Below are 23,874 nucleotides of genomic sequence, written 5' to 3'. Positions count from 1 at the left end.
AACCCCGGCGCCGCAACGCCGGGGTTTCACTCGCCATCCTCTTGAGTCAGAACGCGGTCCGCAGCGACATCGTATAGCTGCGGCCCGGATCGTTCTGGTCGTACACGGCGTTGGTGAACTGGGTGTAGTTCTGGCTCTTGGCCCGGTTCAGGTTCCACACGCTGAGCGTCAGGTCGGTGTTGTAGCGGAAGCCGAACATGCGCTGCAGGTTCAGGCCGGCCGACAGGTCCACTTGCGAACGCCCGGTCGAATACGCATACACCCCTGGCGCCAGGCCGGTGCTGGTGTTGCTGATCAGGCTCGAGGTGTACTGGCGCGACACCCGCATGTTCAGGCCATTGCGTTCATAGTAGACGGTCAGGTTGTTGGTGCGCGGCGGCACGCCTGCCACCGGCGGCGAACCGGCCACCTCGTCGGTCTGCTTGGTGTAGGTGAAGTTGCCGGTGAAGCCGAAGCCCTTGACCGGCAACATGTCCAGCGGCTGCTGCCAGGTGAATTCGAAACCGCGGACCTTGAGCTTGGTGTTGATGTCGTAAGGCTCGGTGATGATCACGTGCTTCTGATCGCGCCCGCCGGCCGCATCGACCGCCGCCTGCTGGGCGTCGGTCAGGCCGACCGTGCCGTAGATCTGGTCCAGCTGGGCCAGCGTGTAGTCGACCAGGCGCTGGCCCGGACGGCTGACGATGTCCTTGGCGAAGCCGGACAGCGCCACGTAACCCTCGCGGCTGAAGTACCATTCCAGCGCCAGGTCGAGGGCGTTGGCCTTGAACGGCTTCAGGTTCGGGTTCGACACGCTGCCCTGGTTCACGCCCTGGTCGCCGATGGTCAGCTGGGTCTGGTGCAAATCGGCCGGATTGGCGCGGGTCATCGACTTGGAACCGGAGACGCGCGCGATCAGGTCGCGCGTCAGGTTGTAGGACAGGTTAAACGACGGCAGCACGTTGTGGTACTTGGTGGTCTCGTAGACCCAGGTCTGCACGTTCGGATAGCGGCCGCCGTTCTGCAGGTTCTGCTCGGCGTTGCGCGGATCGGCCGGGTTCTGCGGCGCGCCGATGGTCTGCTCGGTGGTGGCATAGCGCACGCCGGCGTTGTAGCGCAGCGTGTGGCCGAACACCGGCACGCGGCCGTTGGTCTCGACATAAAAGGCGCTGACCTTTTCGCGCAGGTAGCCGCCGCCGGCGGTGGCCACGCCGTACATGTGCTGCTTGAAATAGTCGTAGTTGGTGTCCTTCGCGAACTGGTCCCAGTCGACGGTGATGAAACCGTGATCGCTCTTGTGCACGTACTTGGCCAGATCGGCATTCGTCACCTTCGAGCCCAGGTAGACCAGCGGCGCGGTCTGGCCGGCGCTGACGCCGGTCCCGTAGCCCGGATACAGGGTCGGCGCCACGGCCACGCCCGGCGTGGAGCGGCCGTCGCAGGCCCCTTGCAGCGCGGTGTTCGGCGCATAGAACTGGTAGCTCACGTTGTTCCCGCAGGTGTAGTTCATCCACGCTTCGGGATTGGTGAAGTCGCTGCCGGTGAAGCGGCGCGTGATGTCGTCGAACGAGCCGCCGACCTTGATCGCGAACTTCTCCTCGCCCCAGTTGAGGTTCAGGCGCGTGCCCTTGGTCGTGTTGGTGCGCTGGTACAGGTCGGTACGCAGGCCGGACAGGTTCTGGCCTGCCTGGTACCAGCCGAAGGCGCTGGGGTCGTTGATGTCGATGTTGCTGGTGATCTTGGGGATCTGGCCGGGATCGGTGTTGCTGTAGTTGATCAGCGACGGCGCCGAGCGGGTCGCCACCAGCACCGACGGCGTGTCGCGCCAGAAGCCGCTGTCGGTGTAGTTGACGTGGCCGTCGACCGTCAGCTTGTCGGTCGCGCGCCATTCGAAGCCCGGGTTGAGGCTGCGGAAGTGGGTATTCTCCTGCAGCGGACGGAACTCGAGCGACCAGAAGGTATTCGCCAGCGTGGCCTGGGTGATCGTGCAATAGGCCGAGCAATCGCTGCGGTCGAACTGCAGGCCGATCGGGATCGGGGTGTTGGCGCGCATGCCGACGTTCATCGACTCCTGCGTCATCTTGTTGCCCTTCTGGGCGAACAGGGCGTCGAGGTAGAAGTCCCAGCTTTCGTTCGGCTGCCACTGGAAACTCAGCACTTCGCCGCGGCGCTTGCGCGCGCCGTCGTAGACCAGGTAGCGCGGCAGGCGGCCCATCAGGCCGTTGTCGATCTGCTGGATGGTGGCGCCGGGGTTCAGCGCCAGCAGCATGTTGCGGTCGATCGCCGCACCCGGCTTGAGTACCGCCTGCGCATAATCCGGCAGCAGATTCATCGGCAATCCCGAGGGCACGGTGGCCGGACTGTTGAAGTAGTCGCCGCCGAGCGAGGCCGGGTCCGACCCATTCCTCTGGTTGGCGTTGAGGCGGAAGGTGCGCATGTCGACGGTCTGGAACACGTCGGTGTGGTACTTGGTATTGCCCCAGGCGAAGCCGGCCAGCGCGCCGACCTTACCGAAGCGCGTGTTCCAGGTATTGCTGACCAGGGCCGAGCCGGTGTTGCCCCACTTGCCGTCCTGGTCGCGGTAGTTTCCGCTGGCGGTGAAGGCCGAACGGAAGCCGGCCTTGTCGAACGGGCGCACGCTGCGCATGTTGACGGTGCCGGCCACGCCGCCTTCCATGATGTCGGCCTGCTGGCTCTTGTACACGGTCGCGCTGCGGAACAGTTCGGACGGCAGGAAGTCCATGTCCACTTCGCGGTTGGCGCTGATGGTGCCGCCCCAGCTGCCGGCCGACGCGGCCGCCATCGGCGCCCCGTTCAGCAGCACGCGCGTGAAGGCCGGGCCCATGCCGCGGATCGAGATGCTCATGCCTTCGCCGTCGATGGCGGCGCGCTGCACCCGCACGCCCGGCATGCGCGAGAGCGCGTCGGCGATGTTCGGATCGGGGAACTTGCCGATGTCTTCCGAGAACACGGTGTCGGTCAAGCCGTTGTTGTCGCGCTTTTCATTGGCCGACAGCGCCAGCGAGCTGCGGTAGCCGCTCACGTTCACGGTCGAGATGGCGGGGGTCTTGGCGTTGGCGGCCACCTTGTCGGGGGTGGTATCGGTGGACTGCGGCGCCGTCTGCGGCGCCGTCGCCGGCGTGCCGGCCGGGTCGGTGGCGCCTGATGCGGCACTCGTCTGCGCGTAGGCGCTCGATATCATGCCCGCCAGGACGGTCATCACCAAAACCCCGCGCCCGGCATCCAGCCGGCGCAGCGCGGCGCCCTTCCAGTTCTTGTTCATGGTTTGTCTCCTCTGTTGTTGTCTTCTCGCGTGGCACTGCTTTGGTGTCACTCTTGCTTCTACACTAATATATAAGCAATTTATCCAAGTAAATACGGGAAGGCCAACAACTTTTTTTGTTGCCGCGATACCAAAACCGGTATCGAACCGGGGCGGCAGGAAGGAGGCGCTGCATTGGCATGCATGACGGGTGGAAAAGAAGCAAAACGCTGTGTCGTACCCAGACACGCGCCGGACCTGCCAGGTCCGGCGCGTGTGGCATCAAGCGACGCTAAGCGGCGCTCACGGCGTCAGGGTCAGCAGGTAGACCGGCGTGACGCTCACGCCGCGCAGCGCGGCCACCTGCGGCTTGCCGCCGAAGTCCGGCCGGCCCTCCTTCGGGATGTACACCGGCGCATCGGCGCGCAGCGGCATCACCGACAGCGTCAGGGGCCGGTCCAGCGCCGCCTCCGCATCGCGCAGGCCGAACTGCCAGCCGTAGCCGCTGTAGTACCAGTCGTCGAGCATGTGCACGCCGCTGTACAGGCGGCCGACGTCGCCGACGAAGTCGACGTTCAGCAGCGCATCGTCGAGGCCCTTCAGCTGCGCGCGCGGCACGGCGATCTGCCAGCTGGCGGCGGCCTTGAAGCTTTCCGGCGCGGGTTCCACGGCTGCCCGCGCGGGGCCGCCGATCCTGACCGGCGGCGCTTCGCGCGCTGCGCGCACCGGCGTGACGGTGGCCGCGATGCGGCGCTCCGGCAGGTCGGCCTCGAAGGTCTGGAAGATGCCGTCCTGGCCGGCGCGCGTGCCGGCCAGCGTCTTGCCCAGCGCCGGGAACACGCCAAGGCGGAAATGCGGCTGCCCGGCCGAGCGCAGCTGCAGCGCCTTGTCCGCCACCACCACCTGCTGGGCGCTCATGAGCAGCCGGCGCTGGCCGGCCACCTGCTCGATGCTGACCTGCCCGGCCTGCGCCGCGCCCAGCACCACGATGCGTACCGGGCGTGCGCCGGGACGACGGATCGTCACCGCGGCCGCGGTACCGGGCGTGATCGCATCCACCACGTATGCGCCCTCGCGCGCGGTCCCCTGTGCGCCCGCCAGCGCGATGCTGCCCGCCGCAGCGGCATCGAAGCCGAATTCCACCGGAATCGTTTCATGCGCCGCGAACACGTAGACGATGCCCTCCTTGCCGGCATCGATGCGCGCCATCGGCTGCGCGGTGGCGTAGCGCAGGTCGGTGCCGTCCAGGTCGAGGTGGAATGGCCAGATGAAGTAATCGCCGTCCTGCACGTCGACCGGCTTGCTCGGGAACACCAGGGTTTCACCGGGCAGCCTGACCGAGAAGTGCACGCCCTTCTGCGGCGCCATCGCGTACTGACGCACGTGGTTGTTCATGAAGACGAAGCCCGACTTGCCCTGGCTGCGCACGGCGAAGCGCGGCGTCTTCAGGTCGGCCGGATTGACCGGCACCAGGTCCGGCTTGCGCACCGTCATGGTGGCCAGCTGCGCGCCGAAATCGTGCAGGAACCAGTGGAAGGGGCGCAGGCGCGCCAGCACAGGGCGCCCCTGCCCGTCCGGGCCGAGCGGCGCCTGGAAGTCGTAGTTGATCAGCGGGAGGTCGTTGTAGCCGCCGCTGGCGCTGCTTTCCTGCAGCCAGGTGCGTCCTTCCGGATTGCGCCCGCCGTGGAACATGTAGTAGCCGAGCAGGTTCAGGCCCGATCCCAGCTGCACCGGCAGCATCGAGGCCACGTCGTCGGGCGACAGCACCGGACGGCGGCGGTACATGAAGGGCAGCCCGGGGCCGTATTCGGCGCCCAGGAAAGGCGTCTTGTCGATTTCCTGGTCGGCGGTGCCGACGCCGTGCGAGGCCGTCTGGGCGCCGAGGTCGCCGCTGACGCGGGTGTCGAAGCGGAAGGCGTGGGTCTCCTTCGGCGGCAGCTCCTTCGTGCTGGTGGACCAGGGTTCGTCGATGTAGCCGCCGAACACCGGGGTCACTTCGCCCGGCGGGTACACGGTGCCGTCCCAGCCGGTGACGGTGTACAGCGGCACGTCCAGCCCGGCCTTCAGCACCAGGCTTTTCAGCCTGGCGATGTGGGCGGCGCCCTGCCCCGGCCCGCGCAGGTTGTATTCGTTTTCGATCTGCACACCGATCACCGGCCCGCCATCCTTCCACAGCAGGCCGCGCAGCTGGCGGCCGATCTGGCCGTAGAAGCGCTCCACATACGACAGGTATTGCGGATCGTCGCCGCGGGTCGGCATCGCATCCACCACCCAGTCGGGGACGCCGCCGTAGCGCACCTCGGCATGGGCCCAGGGACCGACCCGCACCACGAAGTCGAGGCCGACCTTGCGGCACAGTTCGACGAAGCGGCGCAGGTCGCGCCGGCCGCTCCAGTCGAATTTGCCTTCCTGCTCCTCGTGGTGGTTCCAGATGATGTAGCTGGCGACGACGTCGACACCGGCCGCCTTCATCTTGCGCAGCTCCAGTTCCCACTGCGAGGCCGGCATGCGGGTGTAATGGAATTCGCCCATTACCGGCAGCCAGGGCTTGCCGGCGCGGGTCAGGTAGCGGCTGTTGATGCCGATGGTCGCGCCCTGCGGCGAGCGGTTGCTGCCCTGTTTCAGGTGGCCCTCGAGCGGGGCGTTGACGGGTGCGCTGGCGTCGACCGCCAGTAAATGATCGGAATCAAACGCGGCCAGTGCGGCCGCGGTCGGGAACAGCAGCGCGCACGCAAGTAGCGCCGCATGGCGGTGGTGGTTGGTATTCTTCATCGTCTCTCTGCTTGGATTATTTGTTGCCGCGCCAGCTGTCCAGCACCGGCAACGCCCTGCCCCTGAAGTCGAACAGCGTGGTGTTCGAGACCACGTTCGGTCCCGGCTTGCCGTCGGCGTCGCGCAGCGCCCAGCCGACGCCCGGGGTCTCGATCATGATCGGGTCCCAGTACAGCACGCCGAGCGTGCGCGGCGTGCGGCGCAGCGTCGACAGCAGCTCGCGCATGAAGCGCTGCTGGCCTTCGGGCGAACTCATGGCCGCCGGATACGGCCCGTTGTCGCTCAGCTGGCCGCGCCGGCCGTCCGGCAGCGTCGGGCTCCAGTTGAAGCCGGCCTCCATCACGAACAAATCCTTGTCGTAGCGCGCGGTGACGGCGCGGATGAAATCGGCCAGTTGCGGCACGCTCTTCCTGGTCCAGAACGGATAGTAGGAGGCGCCGATCACGTCCCAGTCCACGCCGAGGCTGCGCAGGTGGTCGAAGTACCAGGTGTACTTGCCGATGTTGCCGCCGTCGTCGAGGTGCAGGATGGTGCGGCTGGCCGGCGCCACCGACTTCACCGCATCGTGGCCTGCCTGCAGCAGCTTGCCCAGGCGCGGCCAGTTGGCTTCCCCATCCGGTGTATTCAATGCACCGTACGGGAACAGCAGGCCGCCCTCGATCTCGTTGCCGATCGAGACGAACTGCGGCGTCGTGCCCTGGGCCTGCAGCGCCAGCATCACCTCGCGCGTGCGCGCGTACACAAGCGTACGCAAACGCTCGAAGCGCTCGGCCTCGGTCGGCAAGGCATCGAGCTGGGCCTGCCACGCCGCGGGCACGGTCTGCACCTTGCCGTTGGTCCAGAAGTCGCTGTAGTGGAAGGTCAGCTGGATCTGCATGCCCAGCGCGGCGCTACGGCGCGCCAGTGCCAGCAGGTCGGGCAGGTTCATGCAGTCGGCCGGCCAGTGCCAGCCGTCGTGGCCGCGGCCGGGGCCGGGCTGCTCGTACAGGCGCAGGCGTACGATATCGAAGCCGGCGTCGCGCAGGATGGCCAGCGCATCGCCGCGGCGGCCGCGCCGGTCGTGATAGCGGGCGCCGCTTCGTTCGAGCCAGCCCAGGACCGAGACGTCGCCGCCCGCGAGGAACCGGCTGCCGGCGACACGCGCCGTGGAGCCGGCGGCGCATGCCGGTCCGCCAAAGGCCAGCGCCAGCGCCGCCGCCAGGCCGCGCAGGACGCCGCGGCGCGCCTCAGAAGTCCGCATGCAGGCTCACCGCGAAGCGACGGTCGTCCACGTAGCGCCCGAACGGCAGCCCGCTCACGCCGTAGTAGCTGTGGCGCGAGGTGCGGGTCAGGTTGTTGGCCTCGACCGCGAGTTTCAGCGTCTTGCTCAGGCCGTAGCTCAGGTAGGCGTCGACCAGGCCGTAGCCGTCCATGTAGTACGGCGTCTGCGCGATCGTGTTGCCGTTGTTCGGATAGTAGTTGGTAGTGCCGGCCAGGTACTTGCCGCGGTGGTTGTAGGCCAGGCGCGCCGAGAAATTCTCCCAGTCGTACATCGCCACCAAGTTGTAGCTCTGGCGCGACAGGCCTTCCAGCGCGGTCTGCTGGCCTTCCAGCGGCCCCGGCGCGCGGCTGTCGACGTAGGTGAAGTTGGCCTGCACGCCGAGGCCGCGCAGCATGCCCGGCAGGTTCTTGAAGAAGCCCTGGTAGCCCAGTTCCAGGCCCTTGATGGTGCCGTCCTGGCCGTTGCTCGGGGTGCTGACCGTGTACGAGGTGCCGCCGTACTGCAGGTTGGTGGCCGAAGTCTGGATGAAGCCGTCCACCTTTTTATAGAAGGCAGCGCCGAAAAGGTAGTCGCTGCTGCTCATGTAGTACTCGAGCGTGGCGTCGAGCTGGCGCGCGCTCAGGGGCTGCAGGGTCGGATTGCCCTGGTAGCCGGTGCGGTCGTTGGCGTTCAGCGACAGGCTCGGGGTCAGCTGGTCGAAGTTCGGACGCGTGATCACCTTGGAGGCCGAGAAGCGCGCCTGCAGCTGGTCGGTCAGCGCCAGCTTGGCGTTCAGGCTGGGCAGCCAGTCGTTGTCGGTGCTGTCGCCGGTGCGTGTAACGTAGCCACCGCCCGCGACCGCTTCCTGCCACGAGCGTCCGGTTTTGGTGTGGATGTAGCGCACCCCCACGTTGCCGCCCAGCGCCTTGCCGAACAGCGTCGATTCGAAATCGAGCATGCCATACAGGGCCGTCGATTTTTCCGAGAAGTCGAAGGTCTGGGCGGCGTCGAAGCCCGGCACGCTCAGGCCGAGCGTGCTGCGCACCGCCTGCGGATCGCGCAGCCAGTCGAGGTTCGAGACCGACAGCCACTGGCGCGGGTAGATGCCGCCGCCTTCGCGGTGCAAAAGATCGCTGTACGGGATCGGTGCGATCTGGCTGGCCAGGCCGGGCACGGCGCCGCCCACCGCACTGGAATTACCGTCGCGCCAGATATTGTCGATGGTGTTGATCTCGGCGCTGTTCGCATTGCGGTCGGCATAGCGCACGCCGGTACGCACGCGGGTGACGGCGCCGAGGTCGAGGCTGCGTTCGCCGTCGGCGCGCCAGGTGGTTTCCTTGCCCTCGTTCTTCTGGCGGAAGTACAGCGCATTGCCGGCCCAGTAGTTCGACGGGTTCAGGAGGTCGTTGGCGTTGGCCAGCACCGGATAAGCCGACGGCACCGGCGTCGTCATGTCGTAGGTGAAGGTGGGGTCGTTGGTCCCGGCACCGAGACGCACTTCCTGGTACAGGCGGGCGTAGTCGCTTTTGGTATGGCCGAGTTCCGAGCGCACGGTCCAGTCCTGGCCGCGCCACTTGCCGGCCAGCGCCAGCTGCTGCGTTTTGGTGCGGTCGTCGGCGATGAAGCCCGAGGTGCTCAGCTGCGCACCCCACACCGTGCCCTTGACGATGGCGTCGCCGTCGGTCTCGATGGTCCCCTTCGGCCACATGGCGCCGGCATTGGTCGCGGCGCTCCAGTTGGCCCAGTACGGCGAGGCGTACATCGAATAGGTATCGGTGGCGGTCTTCAGGCGGGTGAAGTTGCCGTCCAGGTAAACGTCGAGCTGGCGCGACGGCCGCCATTGCAGCGACGCGGTCACGCCGGTGCGCTCGCGCTGGCCCATCTCGTAGGAGTAATAGGCGCCGACCGGGGCGTAGGTGCCGGAACCGTCGGCCAGCTGCGCCGGCGCGCCCAGCTCGATCGAATCCGAGCGGTAGTCGCGCTTCTGGTGGGCCACGCTGAGCAGCGCGCCGACCTCGCCGATGCCGGTTTTCCAGCGGTTGCTGAGCAGGATCGAACCTTCCGGGTTCTTTTTCTTCGCATAGTCGGCGTAGGTTTCCTTGAGCGTGCCGGCGATGCGGGCGCCGCTGAAGTCGAAGGGCCGGCGCATGCGCAGGTCGATCAGGCCGCCGATGCCGCCCTCGACCTGGTCGGCGGTCGGGGTCTTATAGACGTCGGCGCCGGCCAGCAGCTCGGCCGGCACGTCCTGGAAGGACAGGCCGCGCTCCTTGCCGGCGGTGAAGATCGAGCGGCCGTTGAGCAGGGTCTGGGTCTGCGACAGGCCGCGGATCTGCACCTGGTCGCCTTCGCCGCGGTTGCGCGACACCTGCACGCCGGTGATGCGCTGCAGGGCTTCGGCCACGTTGGCGTCGGGCAGCTTGCCGATGTCGTCGGCGACGATCGAGTCGACCACCTGGTCGGCGCGGCGTTTCAGGTCCTGCGCCTTTTCGAGGCTGGCGCGCATGCCGCTGACGACGACCTGCTGCAGGGGCGCCTCGGCATCGCTGGTCTGAGCGGTTTGGGATTGTGCGTGGGCTTGCGCGCAGACCTGGGCTGCGCACAGGGCGGCCGCCAGCGCGATGGCGCGGCGGCGCCCCGGGACGTGCATGTTCATTCCTGTCTCCTGGTGGATTCTTATTGAAGTGTTCATGAGCTTACTATATCGACAACAAAAACGTGCTTAGAAACAAGGTTTTTGTAGGAACATTCTTGGTCGTTTCTGGAGGATGTGGCGCGCTGACCACATGCTTCTTGCATGCAACTGGCTGGACAGGTGATCCGGAATCGGTCTGGCCGCTTTTCAGTCTCAGCCGAACGGATGGCGTGCGGGCGGCAGCGATATAATGGTCGCAACATTTCCGCCCTGACTCCATGCATTACGCCCTCGCGCCGCGCACCTTCGTCTTCAGTCATTACTTCTACACCGGCCTGCGGATCGCCACCGGCGTCGTCGGCCTCAGCTGCCTCACCTACGCCTTCGCCGACCTGCGCACCGCCATGGCGGTGGCGATGGGGGCGCTGTGCACCAGCCTGATGGACATGCCCAGTCCACTGCGCCACAAGTTCAACGAGATGCTGGCAGCGGTGCTGCTGTGCTCCTTGGTGGCACTGCTGATCAGCCTGTGCTCGCCGGTGCCGTGGCTGCTGCGCACGGTGATCGTGCTGGTCTCCTTCCTGGCCAGCATGATGGTGGTGTATGGGCGCAAGGCGATGCCGCTGCAGTTCGCGGCGCTGTTCGTGATGATGCTGTCGGCCGAGGAAGCGGCCACGCCGCTGCAGGCGCTGCGCCACGGCGCGCTGTTCCTGGCGGGCGGCGCCGGCTACATGGCGTATGCGATGGCCGTGGTCTGGACCCTGCAGCGGCGCCTGAAGCAGCAGGTGCTGGCCGAAGCGCTGTACGAACTGGCGAGCTATACCAACCTGAAGGCCAACTGCTACGACATCGCCACGCCGCTGCCGTCCCAGCTGGAAAAGCTGGTACGCCAGCAGAGCGTACTGGCCGAACGCCAGCAGGCTTCGCGCGACCTGATCCTGCGCGGCAAACCCGGCCCCGACGAAACCAGCCTGGTGCAGGTGCACTACGCCATGTTCGACCTGTACGAAGTGGTGCTGTCGACCCACACCGACTACGCGCTGCTGCGCCGCCATTTCGCCGAGGGACCAACCGGCGGCCCGGTCCTCGAGCTGCTCGGGGACCTGATCGGCAAGGCCGCGCGCGACATCGAATCGGTGGCCTACGCCATGACGCGCAACCGCCCGTCACGCCGCGTCGTCGATTACCAGGACGATCTGCGCCGCCTGGCCGAGGTGCTGCGCACGCTGCCCAGCAACGACGAGGACGACAAGACCCGCGAGGCCCAGGCCGTGCTGCGCGCCACCTCCAACAAGATCCGCGAGACGATCGGGATGATCGCCCGCCTGCATGCCGCCAGCCGCGCGCCCCACGGTGCGCTGCCGATCACGCCCGGCGCCGACCTGACGCCCTTCCTCACCCAGCAGCGTTACAGCATCGGCCTGCTGCTGTCGAACCTGCGCTGGAGCTCGCCGACCTTCCGCTTCGCGCTGCGGGTGGCGATGGCGATTTCGGCCGGCCTGCTGCTGTCCGAATGGCTGCCCTACCAGTCGCACGGCTACTGGACCGCGCTGACCATCGCCGTCATCCTGAAACCGAGCTTCAGCATGACGCGCCAGCGCCGCGCCGACCGCCTGGTCGGCACCCTGATCGGCTGCGTGCTGACCGCGATCATCCTGCGCTTCGTGCATGCGCCCGCGATCCTGTTCGGCTTCCTGTTCGTCGCCACCGCGGCCGGCCCGACCTTCCTCTATATTAAGTACCGCTACACCGCGATCGCCGCCAGCATGCAGGCGCTGCTGCTGATCGGCCTGACGCTGCCGCACGGCGCCAGCGCCATCAACGAGCGCCTGCTCGACACCCTGCTCGGCACCCTGATCGCCACTTTCTTCAGCTACGTGCTGCCGAGCTGGGAATACCAGGCCCTGCCGCGCCTGATCGACGCCGTGCTGGATGCCAACCGCAAGTACGTCGACGCCGCCGCCGACCTGCTGCTGGGTCGCAGTGTCGACGATTTCCACTACCGGGTGCGCCGCAAGGGCTTCATGGACAGCCTGGCCAATCTCAGTGCGGCGCTCGGCCGCATGCTCGACGAACCGGCGGCCAAGCGGCGCGCGCCGGAAGCGCTGAACCGCTTCACGGTGCAGAATTACCTGCTGGTGGCGCACGTCGCGGCGGTGCGGCTGCTGCTGCAGCGCTACGCCGAGCACATGCCGCGCGCGCAGGTCGAGGCGGCGCTGGAACAGACCTTCGCCGAACTGCGCGCCCGGCTGGGGATGGCGGCGCCGGGTGGCGAGGCGCCGCCGCGCGAACGCAGCGGGCCGGCCGCGCCCTGGGCCGGCTGGGTGCCGCTGCAGCGCCGGCTCAAGCTGCTGCACCAGGATGCCGAGCAGGTGACGCAGGCCAGGGCCGCGCTGGACGAGGCGCCGGGACGGCGCGGCTAGGGGGGCACAAAACCTGCATGTCACGGCGCCGGCGGCGCCCTGTCCTCTTCCCAGGAACGCTGGTTGCGCGGCAGTCCACCGTCCGGGTCGTACACACTCAGACGGTCATTTGCATCCAGCAGCTCCGTATACAGCACAAGGTTGATACCGGCCACGAGCACGGAAGGAAACACAATGCCCTTCGTGCCGGATGCCATTGCGATGTCGCCCATTACCCATGACGGCGGCTCGACACCCTTGTCGAAATATAAGGCGCGCCAGTCGCAGTAAAAGTCGTTCCACAGCGGATCCCAGGCAGCATCCACGCCGTCGCGCAAATCGACCAGCGGTCCCAGACCGAGAAGATAGGTCACCATCAATCCAGGCGGCATGAGTGGACTGAGCTGCCGGTATTCAGCGAGGGCCGTTTCCAGTTCAAGCGACAGGTAAAGCGCCGGCACACCCGGTCGGTTGGCACGTCCGCCTACACGCGCAGCGCCGGCGCCGCTGAGTGGCGCATGCGCCCAGCGCGGCGTATGGACCCGATACGCTGTCGCATCGAGCCGGGTGGTTTTCATCCGGCGAACCCTGCGTCGAGCGATGCAAGATAGCGCAGCAGCGCCTCGGTGCGGCGTTCCGTGACCAGCGTATGCGCCGTCTTGTATTCAAAAACAGGCAGTGGATGATTGGAAAACCAGAACAGCGCTTCCTCGACACTCCCATGCAGATCGGTCGCGGCGCGCAGCACGCGCACCGAATCGCGCAGAAACCCTTGGACACTGGCCGACTGAGGTGCCCGCCGCAGCGTGTTACGGTGCACCTGTGCACTTTGCGCCAGGGTCTGCGTGTCCAGATGCAGCACTTCCCCATAACGCGCGGGCGATAACGTCGGGCTCGCTCCATCCCGGAGATAGGTCATGAAAGCGTCGAAATCTTGCCCAAATACGGGAGACTGTTGCTCAATTTTCATGACACCCTCAGTTTTGCACTAAATATGCCTCATATTAGCACTAATTTTGACACTACAAAGTAGCCTCGAAGCTTGGTGCTTCAGAGACCACCTGGCGTAGAACAAGCTGGTGGCGTTATGTGACGCTGCCGGAAGATATTCGGGAAACCGGCTATAGTGCATCCAACGCAACCATGAAAGGACTTCCAATGAAACAAGAAACCGCAATCCTCGCCGGCGGCTGTTTCTGGGGCATGCAAGACCTGATCCGCAAGCTGCCCGGCGTGCTCTCCACCCGCGTCGGCTATGCCGGCGGCGACGTGCCGAACGCAACCTACCGCAACCACGGCACCCACGCCGAGGCGATCGAGATCGTGTTCGATCCCGAGCAGATGAGCTACCGGCGCCTGCTGGAATTCTTCTTCCAGATCCACGACCCGAGCACGCGCAACCGCCAGGGCAACGACATCGGCACCAGCTACCGCTCGGCCATCTACACTACCAGCGACGAGCAGCGCGCGGTGGCGCTGGACACCATCGCCGACGTCGATGCGTCCGGCCTGTGGCCCGGCAAGGTGGTGACCGAAGTCGAACCGGCCGGCCCGTTCTGGGAAGCCGAGCCGGAACACCAGGATTACCTGGTCAAGCGCCCGAACGGCTATACCTGCCACTACATCCGCAAGGACTGGCACCTGCCGCAGCGCGGCAGCGCAGCCTGAACACGGCGCCGGTGCGCGCATCCGGGCGATGCTGGACACGCTACGCGAACTGATGCAGCCGCCGCCGGGCATGGCCTTCGACTTCAGCCAGCCGCCCGGCGAACCGGCGCTGGCCCCGCGTGACGGCGTCGCCTGGCGGGTGTTCGCCAACCCGGTCGCCCTGTTCGTCGGCGGGGTGGCGGCGGTACTGCTGGAACTGGCCGAACCGTCGGTGCGCAGCGGCGTGTGGGACCACAGCAGCTTCCGCCGCGATCCGCAGATGCGTTTGCGGCGCACCGGCTTCGCCGCGATGATGACCGTGTACGGCCCGCGCTCGGCCACCGAAGCGCTGATCGCGCGCGTGGTGCGCATGCATGGCCGCGTCGAAGGCACCACGCCGGACGGCGTCGCCTACCATGCCAACGATCCGCGCCTGCTCGACTGGGTGCAGGCCACGGCCGTCTTCGGCTTCACCCAGGCTTACCACCGCTATGTACGGCCCTTGTCCGCGCGCGACAGGGATGCCGCCTTCGCCGAGGGCCAGCCGGCCGCTGCGCTGTATGGCGCGACCGGCGTGCCGGTTTCCTGGGCCGCCTGGGAAACGATGCTGGCCGCGGCCGCCCCCGGCCTCGAGGGCTCGCCGATCCTGGCCGAATTCCTGGATATCATGCACGAGGCACCGATCCTGCCCGCGCCGCTGCGCCCGCTGCAGCGGCTGCTGGTGCGCGCCGCCGTGCAGATCGCGCCCGAGCCGGTCGGTTCGCTGCCGCAACTGCACGGGCGCGGCCTGCGCCCCGGCGAAGCGGCGCTGGTGCGCGCACTGGGGCGCGCGGCCGGCGTGCTGCCGCTGGGCGACACGCCACCGGTGCAGGCGGCGCGGCGGCTGGCGCGCTCGGCCTAGGCGTTCCGCAGCACGCGGACGCGGTACCAGGCCAGGCCGATCGACTCGTAGATCGCATACCAGGACACCCGCATGCCCTCGGCGTCCGGCACCCAGGCATCGAGCGACAGCGGGCGCCGGGTGTAGAACATGGTCGGCGCATCCACCACCTCGAGCCCGGCTTGCGCGAACACGGCATGGGCCCGCGGCATGTGCATCGCGTCGGTGACGAGCAGGATGCGCTTGATGCCGCCGGCTTTCAGCATCTCGGCGCTGAAGGCCGCGTTTTCGGCGGTATCGCGCGAGCGCCATTCGATCCACCTGACCGGCACCCCGAAGTCTTCGCGCAACGCCGCGGCCATCCCGTCGGCCTTGGCATAGGCGCGCGGACGGCCCGGCGCCGGGTGGCCGTTGTCGGCGCCGTTGCCGCCGCTGACCAGCAGCGGCAGCCCGGTGCGGCGCTGCAGGTGCGCCGCATAGCGCAGGCGTATCAGGGCGATGTAGTCGGGTATGTCGCGGCCTTCGTATTCGGGGGCGCGCCGCACGTGGCCGGCGGCCAGTACCACGATCGCCTGGGCTCCGGCGCGCTCGGGCGCGCGCAGCGGCGCGGTCATGGCTTCCAGCGGCCGCACGAACAGCTGGGCGCCGGCGCCGGTGCACAGGAAGGCCAGCGCCGCCAGGCCGCTGCCGGCGACGATGCGTCCGGCGCGCGGCCAGCGGCGCCACAGCGCCAGGCCGACGGCAATCACCAGGAACAGGCTGGTGGGCGGCAGGATCAGGTCGCGCGGGAGGTCGTTCAGCAGGTCGAGCACCGGTTGGAGAATCATGAATGGCGTTGGAAGATGATGGCCGCGAGAGTAGACCGCAGCCCCGCTCCGCCGTCAAGTCCCGGCGCCCCCCGATCGCCTGAACCATCGCGCCTGGACCATCGCCGCCTAGACCGTCCCCGCCGCGCCCGCCATCGGCACCCCTGCCCCGCGCTGCACCTGGCGCTTGAACACATACAGGCTTACAAGCATCAGCGCGATCGGCACCAGGGTCAGGTAGAACGCGAAGTGGCCGCTGAAGCGCCCGAACACATAACCCGTGATGAGCGAACCGGTGGTGCCGCCCAGCGCCGAGAAGATCACCAGCAGGCCGGTCATCGGCGCGTGCTGGTGACGCGGCAAGGAGCTCAGCATCACTGAATTGATGCCCGGGTAGATCGGCGCCATGAACAGGCCGATCAGCGGGAACAGGAAGGCGGCAGTCGGGGCCGTCGACCAGCCGACGTGCGGGTCGTGCACGATGTCCTGCGCCAGCGGCAGCGCCAGCAGCACGGTGGCGCCCATCGCCAGCATGCAGACGCTCAGGACCGGGTACCAGTTCAGGCGGCGCATGATCACGCCGGCCGAGAGCCGGCCCAGCGCCAGGCAGCCGGCAAAGATACCGGTCATCTGGACGCTCATCGCCGCCGGCAGCTTCAGGATCTCGTTGTTGAAGGTCGGCAGCCAGGTGCCGACGGCCTGCTCGACCAGTACGTACAGGAAGGCGGTCAGCACGAACACGCACACCAGCGGGCGCATGAACAGGCGCAGCATCTCGACGAATTCGGCGGTGAGCCCGCGGTTGTGCGGGGGCGCGGCGCCGCGCTCGTCGAAGGTCGTCGTCAGCACCAGCAGGAAGGTGGCCGCGCACAGCGCCGACAGCAGCCAGTAGACGTCCAGCCAGGCCGTCGACCTGGGGTCGGACGAATCGATGAACTGGCCGAACAGCCAGTAGGCGCTCAGCACGCCGAGCATGAAGCAGCCTTCCAGCGTGTTCGTGATACCGGCATGCTGGCGGCTGTCCTGGGCGATCAGGCCGACCGTCGAATACACCGACACCTTGACCAGGGCGAACGCGATGCCGACGCACAGGAACAACAGCTTGGCGGTGGCGAAGGCCGGCAGCAGCGGCATCGCCAGCGTGGCGCAGGTGACGATGGCCAGCGCTTCCAGCATCGCCTTCTTGTAGCCGAAGCGCGGCAGCATCGAGGCCACCAGGAAGGAGACGATCGCGATCGGCAGGTCCTTGAAGCCTTCCAGCACGCTGGCGGCGCTCTTGTCGACGCCGTAGTTGTTGATGACCTGCAGGATCACCGTGCCCACGCTGTTGAGCAGGATGGCGAACACGAAATAGATCAGGAATAGTGCAAGCAGTATGCGTCGTTTGTTCACGGTGTCTCCGCCGTTGTTTTGGTTGTGGTCGTCTTGTATTTTATTAGTACGCGGACAAATCGAACTCTTCCATCGAACGGATCACGCGGTCGGCCCGGTGCAGCACGTCCGGGCTGCCGACGCCGACGGCGACCATGCCGGCGTCCTTGATTGCCGCCACGCCCGCCGCCGCGTCCTCGACGCCCAGGCAGTCGGCCGGGGCCACGCCAAGGTGCTCAGCCGCGGTCAGGAAGATTTCCGGATGCGGCTTGCTGTTGCGGATGGTGGCGGCATCGACCACGTCGTCGAAGCGGTCGCGGATGCCGAGCCGGTCCAGCACCGTGAACGCGTTCTTGCTGACCGATGCAAGGCCGATGCGCAGCCCGGCGGCGCGCACCGCTTCCAGCGCTTCCAGCGCGCCCGGCAGCAGGTCGCGCGGCGTCATGGTGGCGATCAGTTCCTGGTAATGGCGGTTCTTGGCGTCGGCCAGGGCCAGCTGTTCTTCCTCGGAGAAGCTGCGCGGCGCGCGCGCCAGGATCAGGCGCAGGGAACCCATGCGGTCGACGCCCTTCAGCTGCTCGTTGAAGGCTTCGTCGAACGGCGCGCCGATGCTGTCGGCGGTGCGCTTCCAGGCCAGGTAGTGGTAGTGGGCGGTGTCGGTGATGACGCCGTCGAGGTCGAAGATGACCGCCTTGAAGCGGGTGTGATTGCTGTTGTTCGTGCTCATGCCAGGTCTCCCATGCGGATGCTTTTTTGTGCTGCGTTCAGTTCGAATGCGGTGCCGCGGTGCGCCAGCGCCAGGCGCTCGCCCTGCAGCAGGCGGTAGTCGGCGCCGCCGGCGTCGACCGCCACTTCCAGCAGCGCGCCGTGCACGTGCAGCTTGAAGCGGTAGCCGCGCCACTGGCCGGGCAGCGTCGGCGCGAAGCGCAAGCCGCCGTCGTCGAGGCGCATGCCGGCAAAGCCGTAGGCCACGCCCAGCCAGGTGCCGGCCATCGCTGCCGTGTGCACGCCGTACTCGGTGTTGCCGTGGGTGTTGTCGAGGTCCAGGCGCGCCGTCTCCATGAAGTAGGCGTAGGCCTTGTCGCGGTAGCCGACCTCGGCGGCGATCACGCTGAAGATGCAGGACGACAGCGAGGAATCGTGGGTCGTCACGCGCTCGTAGAAGTCGAAGTCGCGGCGCTTGTCGTCCAGCGCGAACTGGTCGGACAGCAGCAGCAGCGCCAGCACCACGTCGGCCTGCTTGCAGACCTGGTGGCGGTAGATCACCAGCGGGTGGTAGTGCAGCAGCAGCGGATAGTTTTCCTTCGGCGTGGCGGCAAAGTCCCAGGGCTTTTTCGAGAGGAAGCTGTCGTCCTGCTCGTGGATGCCCAGGTCAAAGTCGTAAGGCAGGTGCATGGCGGCGGAGGCGGCGCGGAAGGCGTCCAGCTCGGCCGGCTCCAGGCCGATGGCGGCGGCCACGCGGGCGTAGTCGTCCGGGCGCTCGGCGCGCAGGCGCGCGGCGACGTCGGCGGCAAACGTCATGTGCATGCGCGCCATCGCGTTGGTGTAGTAATTGTTGTTGACCAGCGCCGTGTATTCGTCCGGGCCGGTCACTTCATTGATGCAGAAGCGGCCCTGGCGGTCGTAGCTGCCGAGGCCGATCCAGATGCGCGCCGTGTCCAGCACGATCTCGGCGCCGTACTGCGCGATGAAGTCGAAATCGCCGGTGGCCAGCAGGTAGAGGCGGATCGAATAGGCGACGTCGGCATTGATGTGGTACTGGGCGCTGCCGGCCGGGAAATAGGCCGAGCACTCCTCGCCGGCGATGGTGCGCCAGGGGTAGAGCGCGCCCTTCGCGTGCGCCATCTGGCGTGCGCGCTCGCGCGCCTTCGGCAGGCCGTTGTAGCGGTATTGCAGCAGGGCGCGCGCGATCTCGGGCCGCGAGAACAGGAAGAAGGGGAACACATAGATCTCGGTATCCCAGAAATAGTGGCCCTCGTACCCTTCCCCGGTCACGCCCTTGGCGGCGATATTGGTCTTGCCGTCGCGCCCCACCGATTGCAGCAGGTGGAACTGGTTGAAGTGCACGCCCTGCTGCAGGGCGTCGTCGCCCTCGATGCCGACGTCGGCCTCGTCCCAGAATTGCGCCAGGTAGGCGGCCTGCTCCGCCGCCAGTGCCTCGAAACCGACCGTACGGGCGCGCGCGGCTTCGGCGCCGGCGAAGTCCGCCACCTCCGCGTCAGGCATGTCGCGCGAACTGGCGTAGGCGATGAACTTGTGCAGCGTGACGGTGCGGCCCTGCCGGGCATCGACGTCGAAGGCATGGCCGCCGTCCAGCGCGCTTGCGAGAGCCTCCGTGCCGTGGGCCAGCGTGGAATCGGTGGCGCTGGCTAGCAGGAAGCCGCTGTGGCGGGTGCGCTGCAGCACCAGCTGGCTGGTGTCCTGGAGGCGGCGCTCGACCAATTGCAGGCTGGGACCGGTGATCGCCGAGCCGACGCGCGGATCGTCGCCCGCCTGCAGGTTGGTGACGTCGGCATCGATCGCCGAGACGATGCGCAGCGTACCGGAAAAATTCAGCGGCGTGACGGCGTATTCGACGGCCGCCACGTGCTTGCGCCCCATGCACACCAGGCGCCGGCTCACGATGCGCACGCGCTTGCCCGAGTTCGAGGTCCACTCGAGGCTGCGGCGCAGGACACCGGTGCGGAAGTCGAGCAGCCGCTCGTAGGCCTCGACCTTGCCGCTGTCGGGGGCAAAGCGTTCGCCGTCGACGAACAGGTCGACGCGCTTGGCATTCGGCACGTTCAGCATGAACTCGTTGACGCGGGCCAGGCCGTAGGCGTTTTCCGGATAGTGGATCGCTTCGGTATCGTGGAAACCGTTCAGGTAGGTGCCTTCCAGCGTGTCCCTGGCGCCATGCCCGCCCTCTTCCGGGGTGCCGCGCATGCCGATGTAGCCATTCCCCAATGTAAACAGCGTCTCGTGCAGGAAGCGCCGGGCGGGATCGATACCGCGCTCGCGGATGCACCAGGGCTCGGCCGCCAATGTAATCATGCTACCCATGTTATCGATGTCATTCTGCACTTCGTTTTCCTCGTCTCGTTGCGCGTGGCGCTTATGGTGGGGCGGATGGGTTGTTCGGGTGGTTCAGGTATGGCGCGCGATCAGCGTCGTCGGCAGCATCTCGGAGCGCACGTCCGGCTGGCCCTCGATCATGGCCAGCATTTTTTTGGCAAGCAGCACGCCGCCGTCGCGCAGGTACTGGTGCACGCTGGTCAGCGGCGGCACGAAGCTGGCGGCGCCCGGCGTGTCGTCGTAGCCGATCACGGAAATATCGTCGGGCACGCGCAGCCCGGCTTCGGTCAGGGCGCGGATGGCGCCCATGGCCAGCGAATCGCTGGCGGCAAACAGGCCGTCGCAGTTGCGCCCGCCCTTCTTCTTCAGCAGCGCGTTGACGCAGTCGAAGCCGGCCTCGAAGGTAAATGCCTTGGGCCGCAGGATGTGGACGGTGGCGCGTCCGGACAGCGCGTCGACGAAGCCGGCGCAGCGCTTTTCGACCTCGGCGTGGTCGACGTCGCCGACGAAGACCAGCTTGCGCCGTCCCAGCTCCAGGAAACGTTCGGCCGCGCTGGCGCCGCCCTTGGCATTGTCGCTGCCGACCACGACGTAGCTGCCGTCGGCCTCCGGCGCGCCCCACACCACCAGCGGCAGGTTGGTCGCCTGCAGCGCGCGCACCGCTTCGCCGTGCGAGCCCTGGCCCAGCAGGATCAGGCCGTCGGCGCCCTGCACCGGCGCGGTGTCGAGCAGCTGCTTCGAGGTCAGCACGACGCTGTAGCCGGACGTGGTGAGTTCCTGGGTGATGCCGCCCAGCAGTTCCAGCGGATACGGATCGGACATCGGCCGGCCCTTCACCGGCGTCATCTCGACCACCACCGCCACCGAATACGAACGGCGCATGCGCAGGTTGCGGGCGCTGATGTTGAAGCGGTAGCCCTGCTCGGCGGCGATCTTGCGGATCTTTTCGCGCGTCTTCTCGGTCACCAGCGGACTGTCGCGCAGGGCGCGCGAGACCGTGATGGAAGAGACGCCGGCAATTTTGGCCAGGTCTTCCATAGTGACCGTGCCGTCGCCGGCGGTCCTGTCTTGCGTCACCTTGTTTTGCGCCATGTGGCTGAATCCGGATGAGTCTGCGAACGAGGATGCATTATGCCAGATTTGTTTGTGTTGTCGACAAAAAATGACATCGATAACAATTCGGTTGACATCGATAACATTTCAATGTTTCAATGATTTCATTGCTTGTCGAACAAATGATTCGACGGCGCACGGGGAGGAGACGCCCCGTTCACGGATTCCCATCCTCCATCAGAGAGAACACAATGAAAAAACCAGTCAAGTTCCCGCAGCTGTCGGCCAGCGCGCTTGCCGTCCTTGCCCTCGTGGCCCAGGTCCAGGCCGCCGCCCAGGAAACTTCTCCCCTCCCCCCGCAGGACAACGTGCAGAAAGAGATCCAGCAGGTCGTCGTGACCGGCACCGCGTCGGCCAGCGGCACGCGCAAGATCGACACCAGCTTCTCGATCACTACCGCCAACGAGGAACAATTGAAGCAGGCGGCGCCGACCAGCACCGCCGACGTCCTCAAGATCGTCCCCGGCGTGTACGCCGAATCGACCGGCGGCCAGGCCGGCGCCAACATCGAAGTGCGCGGTTTCCCGTCGGGCAGCGACTCGCCCTTCGTCTCGATCCAGCTGAACGGCAACCCGGTGTTCCCGGTGCCGGTGCTGTCCTTCTTCGAGGGTTCGTCGGCCTTCCGCCTCGATGACACCATCGAACGCGTCGAAGTGCTGCGCGGCGGCCCGAGCACGATCTACTCGGTCGGCCAGCCGGGCGCCACCATGAACTTCATCATGAAGCGAGGCGGCGACACCCCGGAAGGCAACCTGCGCTTCACCACCGGCACCGGCAACCTGCGCCGCGTCGACGGCGTCTACAGCGGCAAGATCGCCGAAGGCTGGTACGGCATGATCGGCGGCTTCTACCGCACCACGAACGGCGTGCGCGATGCCGGCTTCCCGGCCGACGACGGCGGCCAGCTGTCGGCATCGCTGACCCGCAAGCTGGACCAGGGCGAACTGACGCTGTACGCCCGCTCCACCTCGGACAAGAACGCCTTCTATACCGGCGTGCCGCTGATCTCGTCGAACAACGGCCACACGATCTCGTCCTTCCCCGGCTTCAATCCGCTCACCGGCACCCTGATGAGCAACGAGATGCGCAACTTCACGGTCGAAGCCGGCCCCGGCAAGACCCTGAACTACGACCTCGGCGACGGCCGCGGCCTGAGCTCGAACCTGCTCGGCGCCGAATTCCAGCAGAAATTCAACGGCTGGGACGTGTCGAACAAGCTGAACTACTTCAAAGGCGACCTGAACACGATCGCCATGTTCACCGGCAATAACCCGCTGAGCGCGGCCGACTACCTGACCCAGGCGGTCGGCGCGGCCAATGGCAATGCGGCGGTGCTGGCGGCGGCCGGCGGCGTGCCGGCCAGCGGCGGCAGCATGACTTACACGAATGGCAGCGGCGCCGTCGCCGCCAACCAGCAGGTGGTGCAGGCCGGCCTGTGGGCGGTGGAAAAGAAACTGCGCTCCTTCACCGACGAGTTCCGCGTCAGCAGGGAGATCGGCAACAACACCGTCACCGCCGGCGCCTATATCGCCAATTACTCGTCGAGGGATGTCTGGTACCTGGGCAACAGCCACCTGATGACGGCCACGCCCAACGCCAGCCTGCTCGACGTGCGCCTGAACAATGGTGTGGTGGTCTCGAACAAGGGCACCGACGGCAACGTCAACTACGCGCCGATCGCTTCCTATGACGGCGACAACACGGCGGTGTTCATCGCCGACGAATGGCGCATCAACGACCGCTTCAAGGTCGACGCCGGCATGCGCCACGAACGCCAGCGCCTGTCGGGCTCGGTCTCGAACCTGACCAGCGCCGACACCGACAACAATCCGCTGACCGTCTACAACAACGGCACCTCGATGCCGAACGGCAGCTACACCGCACTGTCGCGCACCGATTCGGCGAATTCGTTCACGGTCGGCGGCCTGTACAAGCTGAGCCGCGATGCGAGCGTGTTCGTGCGCGCCAACCAGGGCCACACCTTCATCTACTTCGACGACATGCGCAACGCCGGCAGCCAGGCCGTGCTGAACGACCGCAACCGCGTGCCGAACCCGAAGGTGACCCAGTACGAGGTCGGCTTCAAGACCGCGACGCCGCTGTACAGCGCCTACGTGAATGCCTTCTTCACCGACTTCAGCGGCATCTCGTTCCAGCAGATCACGACCACCGACATCCTGTATTCGATCAGCGGCTCCAAGGGCAAGGGCGTCGAATTCGAACTGGCAGTGCGTCCGCTGAAAGGCCTGCAGCTGCAGCTGACCGGCGACTGGCAGGATTCGACCTACAAGGACAACCCGGACATCGCCGGCAAGCTGGTGCAGCGCCAGCCGAAGTTCCAGTACCGCTTCTCGCCGAGCTACCGGATCCCGATGGGCGACTACGCGCTGCGCCTGTACGGCACCTATTCGCACATCGGCAGCCGCTGGGCCGACCAGGCGAACACCCAGTACCTGCCCGCCTACAACACGCTCGACGTCGGCATCCTGGCCGAGCTGTCGGACAAGCTCGAGTTCCGCGTCAGCGGCAGCAACCTCAGCAACGAGCTGGGCCTGACGGAAGGCAACTCGCGCCTGGTCGGCGCCAGCAGCGGCCCGATCAATGCGCGTCCGATCTTCGGGCGTTCGTGGGAAGCGTCGCTCAACTACCGCTTCTGATTCGGCTGCACAGGTTCAACTGTTTCAACCCTCTTGGCGGGACTTCGGTCCCGCTTTTT

15 protein-coding genes are annotated in these 23,874 nt (G+C 66.8%); 4 read left to right on the top strand and 11 right to left on the bottom strand.

Annotated features, from left to right (window positions below; genetic code table 11):
• Positions 1–46 precede the first annotated feature (46 nt).
• From FBX97_RS23530 to FBX97_RS23515, 4 genes are all read right to left on the bottom strand, one after another.
• The gene (locus FBX97_RS23530) at positions 47–3,262 is read right to left on the bottom strand and encodes a TonB-dependent receptor (RefSeq protein ID WP_141837289.1); all 3,216 of its coding nucleotides are present in this window, start codon (positions 3,260–3,262) and stop codon (positions 47–49) included.
• A 282-nt stretch (positions 3,263–3,544) separates the two neighbouring features.
• Entirely contained in the window at positions 3,545–6,013 is a 2,469-nt protein-coding gene (locus FBX97_RS23525; RefSeq protein WP_141837287.1) for a beta-galactosidase, read from the bottom strand.
• A 16-nt stretch (positions 6,014–6,029) separates the two neighbouring features.
• Complete coding sequence (locus FBX97_RS23520) at positions 6,030–7,253, bottom strand: glycosyl hydrolase 53 family protein (RefSeq protein ID WP_141837284.1); 1,224 nt, start codon at positions 7,251–7,253, stop codon at positions 6,030–6,032.
• On the bottom strand, positions 7,240–9,906 hold the full coding sequence (locus FBX97_RS23515) for a TonB-dependent receptor (protein WP_185748719.1): 2,667 nt from the start codon (positions 9,904–9,906) through the stop codon (positions 7,240–7,242). Before FBX97_RS23515 ends, FBX97_RS23520 begins: the two co-directional genes overlap by 14 nt.
• 257 nt (positions 9,907–10,163) lie before the next feature.
• Here FBX97_RS23515 and FBX97_RS23510 point away from each other — a divergent pair, with 257 nt between their 5' ends.
• Positions 10,164–12,308: an FUSC family membrane protein gene (locus FBX97_RS23510; RefSeq protein WP_141837280.1), complete on the top strand. Its 2,145-nt coding sequence runs from the start codon at positions 10,164–10,166 to the stop codon at positions 12,306–12,308.
• A gap of 20 nt (positions 12,309–12,328) precedes the next feature.
• Here FBX97_RS23510 and FBX97_RS23505 read toward each other — a convergent pair whose 3' ends face one another.
• Positions 12,329–12,865, bottom strand: a complete 537-nt coding sequence (locus FBX97_RS23505; RefSeq protein ID WP_141837278.1) for an RES family NAD+ phosphorylase — start codon at positions 12,863–12,865, stop codon at positions 12,329–12,331.
• Positions 12,862–13,257, bottom strand: a complete 396-nt coding sequence (locus tag FBX97_RS23500; protein ID WP_185748718.1) for a DUF2384 domain-containing protein — start codon at positions 13,255–13,257, stop codon at positions 12,862–12,864. The genes FBX97_RS23505 and FBX97_RS23500 overlap by 4 nt, the downstream gene beginning before the upstream one ends.
• A 188-nt stretch (positions 13,258–13,445) precedes the next feature.
• Between FBX97_RS23500 and msrA the strand changes: the two genes are divergently transcribed.
• Both msrA and FBX97_RS23490 read left to right on the top strand, forming a co-directional pair.
• On the top strand, positions 13,446–13,955 hold the full coding sequence (msrA, locus tag FBX97_RS23495) for a peptide-methionine (S)-S-oxide reductase MsrA (RefSeq protein WP_141837276.1): 510 nt from the start codon (positions 13,446–13,448) through the stop codon (positions 13,953–13,955).
• A gap of 28 nt (positions 13,956–13,983) precedes the next feature.
• Positions 13,984–14,835: an oxygenase MpaB family protein gene (locus FBX97_RS23490; protein ID WP_141837274.1), complete on the top strand. Its 852-nt coding sequence runs from the start codon at positions 13,984–13,986 to the stop codon at positions 14,833–14,835.
• Here FBX97_RS23490 and FBX97_RS23485 read toward each other — a convergent pair.
• The 5 genes from FBX97_RS23485 to FBX97_RS23465 form a co-directional block, all read right to left on the bottom strand.
• Positions 14,832–15,641 (bottom strand): YdcF family protein, encoded by an 810-nt coding sequence (locus FBX97_RS23485; protein ID WP_255517607.1) that lies wholly within the window; start codon positions 15,639–15,641, stop codon positions 14,832–14,834. The two genes, FBX97_RS23490 and FBX97_RS23485, sit on opposite strands and share 4 nt — an antisense overlap.
• Positions 15,642–15,749: 108 nt before the next feature.
• A complete protein-coding gene (locus FBX97_RS23480) occupies positions 15,750–17,012 on the bottom strand; it encodes a sugar MFS transporter (protein WP_141837272.1) in 1,263 nt (420 codons plus the stop codon).
• Positions 17,013–17,055: 43 nt separating this feature from the next.
• A complete protein-coding gene (gene pgmB, locus FBX97_RS23475; RefSeq protein ID WP_141837270.1) occupies positions 17,056–17,718 on the bottom strand; it encodes a beta-phosphoglucomutase in 663 nt (220 codons plus the stop codon).
• Positions 17,715–20,033 carry a glycoside hydrolase family 65 protein gene (locus FBX97_RS23470; RefSeq protein WP_255517606.1) on the bottom strand — a complete coding sequence of 773 codons (2,319 nt, stop codon included), beginning with the start codon at positions 20,031–20,033 and terminating at the stop codon, positions 17,715–17,717. Before FBX97_RS23470 ends, pgmB begins: the two co-directional genes overlap by 4 nt.
• Positions 20,034–20,117: 84 nt before the next feature.
• Positions 20,118–21,137, bottom strand: coding sequence for a LacI family DNA-binding transcriptional regulator (locus FBX97_RS23465; protein WP_141837268.1), 1,020 nt, complete (start codon positions 21,135–21,137; stop codon positions 20,118–20,120).
• Between the two features lie 212 nt (positions 21,138–21,349).
• Between FBX97_RS23465 and FBX97_RS23460 the strand changes: the two genes are divergently transcribed.
• Complete coding sequence (locus tag FBX97_RS23460) at positions 21,350–23,815, top strand: TonB-dependent siderophore receptor (RefSeq protein ID WP_141837266.1); 2,466 nt, start codon at positions 21,350–21,352, stop codon at positions 23,813–23,815.
• Positions 23,816–23,874: the final 59 nt, after the last annotated feature.

It is taken from the genome of Herbaspirillum sp. SJZ107, from assembly GCF_006715485.1.
Classification (GTDB): domain Bacteria; phylum Pseudomonadota; class Gammaproteobacteria; order Burkholderiales; family Burkholderiaceae_D; genus Telluria.
The sequence above is the reverse complement of the archived record's forward strand: the minus strand, read 5'-3'. Positions and strand labels throughout refer to the sequence as shown.

Coding starts and splice junctions, on each gene's coding strand:
- FBX97_RS23530 (WP_141837289.1), bottom strand. CDS start 3,262: ATGAACAAGAACTGGAAGGGCGCCGCGCTGCGCCGGCTGGATGCCGGG.
- FBX97_RS23525 (WP_141837287.1), bottom strand. CDS start 6,013: ATGAAGAATACCAACCACCACCGCCATGCGGCGCTACTTGCGTGCGCG.
- FBX97_RS23520 (WP_141837284.1), bottom strand. CDS start 7,253: ATGCGGACTTCTGAGGCGCGCCGCGGCGTCCTGCGCGGCCTGGCGGCG.
- FBX97_RS23515 (WP_185748719.1), bottom strand. CDS start 9,906: ATGAACATGCACGTCCCGGGGCGCCGCCGCGCCATCGCGCTGGCGGCC.
- FBX97_RS23510 (WP_141837280.1), top strand. CDS start 10,164: ATGCATTACGCCCTCGCGCCGCGCACCTTCGTCTTCAGTCATTACTTC.
- FBX97_RS23505 (WP_141837278.1), bottom strand. CDS start 12,865: ATGAAAACCACCCGGCTCGATGCGACAGCGTATCGGGTCCATACGCCG.
- FBX97_RS23500 (WP_185748718.1), bottom strand. CDS start 13,257: ATGAAAATTGAGCAACAGTCTCCCGTATTTGGGCAAGATTTCGACGCT.
- msrA (WP_141837276.1), top strand. CDS start 13,446: ATGAAACAAGAAACCGCAATCCTCGCCGGCGGCTGTTTCTGGGGCATG.
- FBX97_RS23490 (WP_141837274.1), top strand. CDS start 13,984: ATGCTGGACACGCTACGCGAACTGATGCAGCCGCCGCCGGGCATGGCC.
- FBX97_RS23485 (WP_255517607.1), bottom strand. CDS start 15,641: ATGATTCTCCAACCGGTGCTCGACCTGCTGAACGACCTCCCGCGCGAC.
- pgmB (WP_141837270.1), bottom strand. CDS start 17,718: ATGAGCACGAACAACAGCAATCACACCCGCTTCAAGGCGGTCATCTTC.
- FBX97_RS23470 (WP_255517606.1), bottom strand. CDS start 20,033: ATGGGTAGCATGATTACATTGGCGGCCGAGCCCTGGTGCATCCGCGAG.
- FBX97_RS23465 (WP_141837268.1), bottom strand. CDS start 21,137: ATGGCGCAAAACAAGGTGACGCAAGACAGGACCGCCGGCGACGGCACG.
- FBX97_RS23460 (WP_141837266.1), top strand. CDS start 21,350: ATGAAAAAACCAGTCAAGTTCCCGCAGCTGTCGGCCAGCGCGCTTGCC.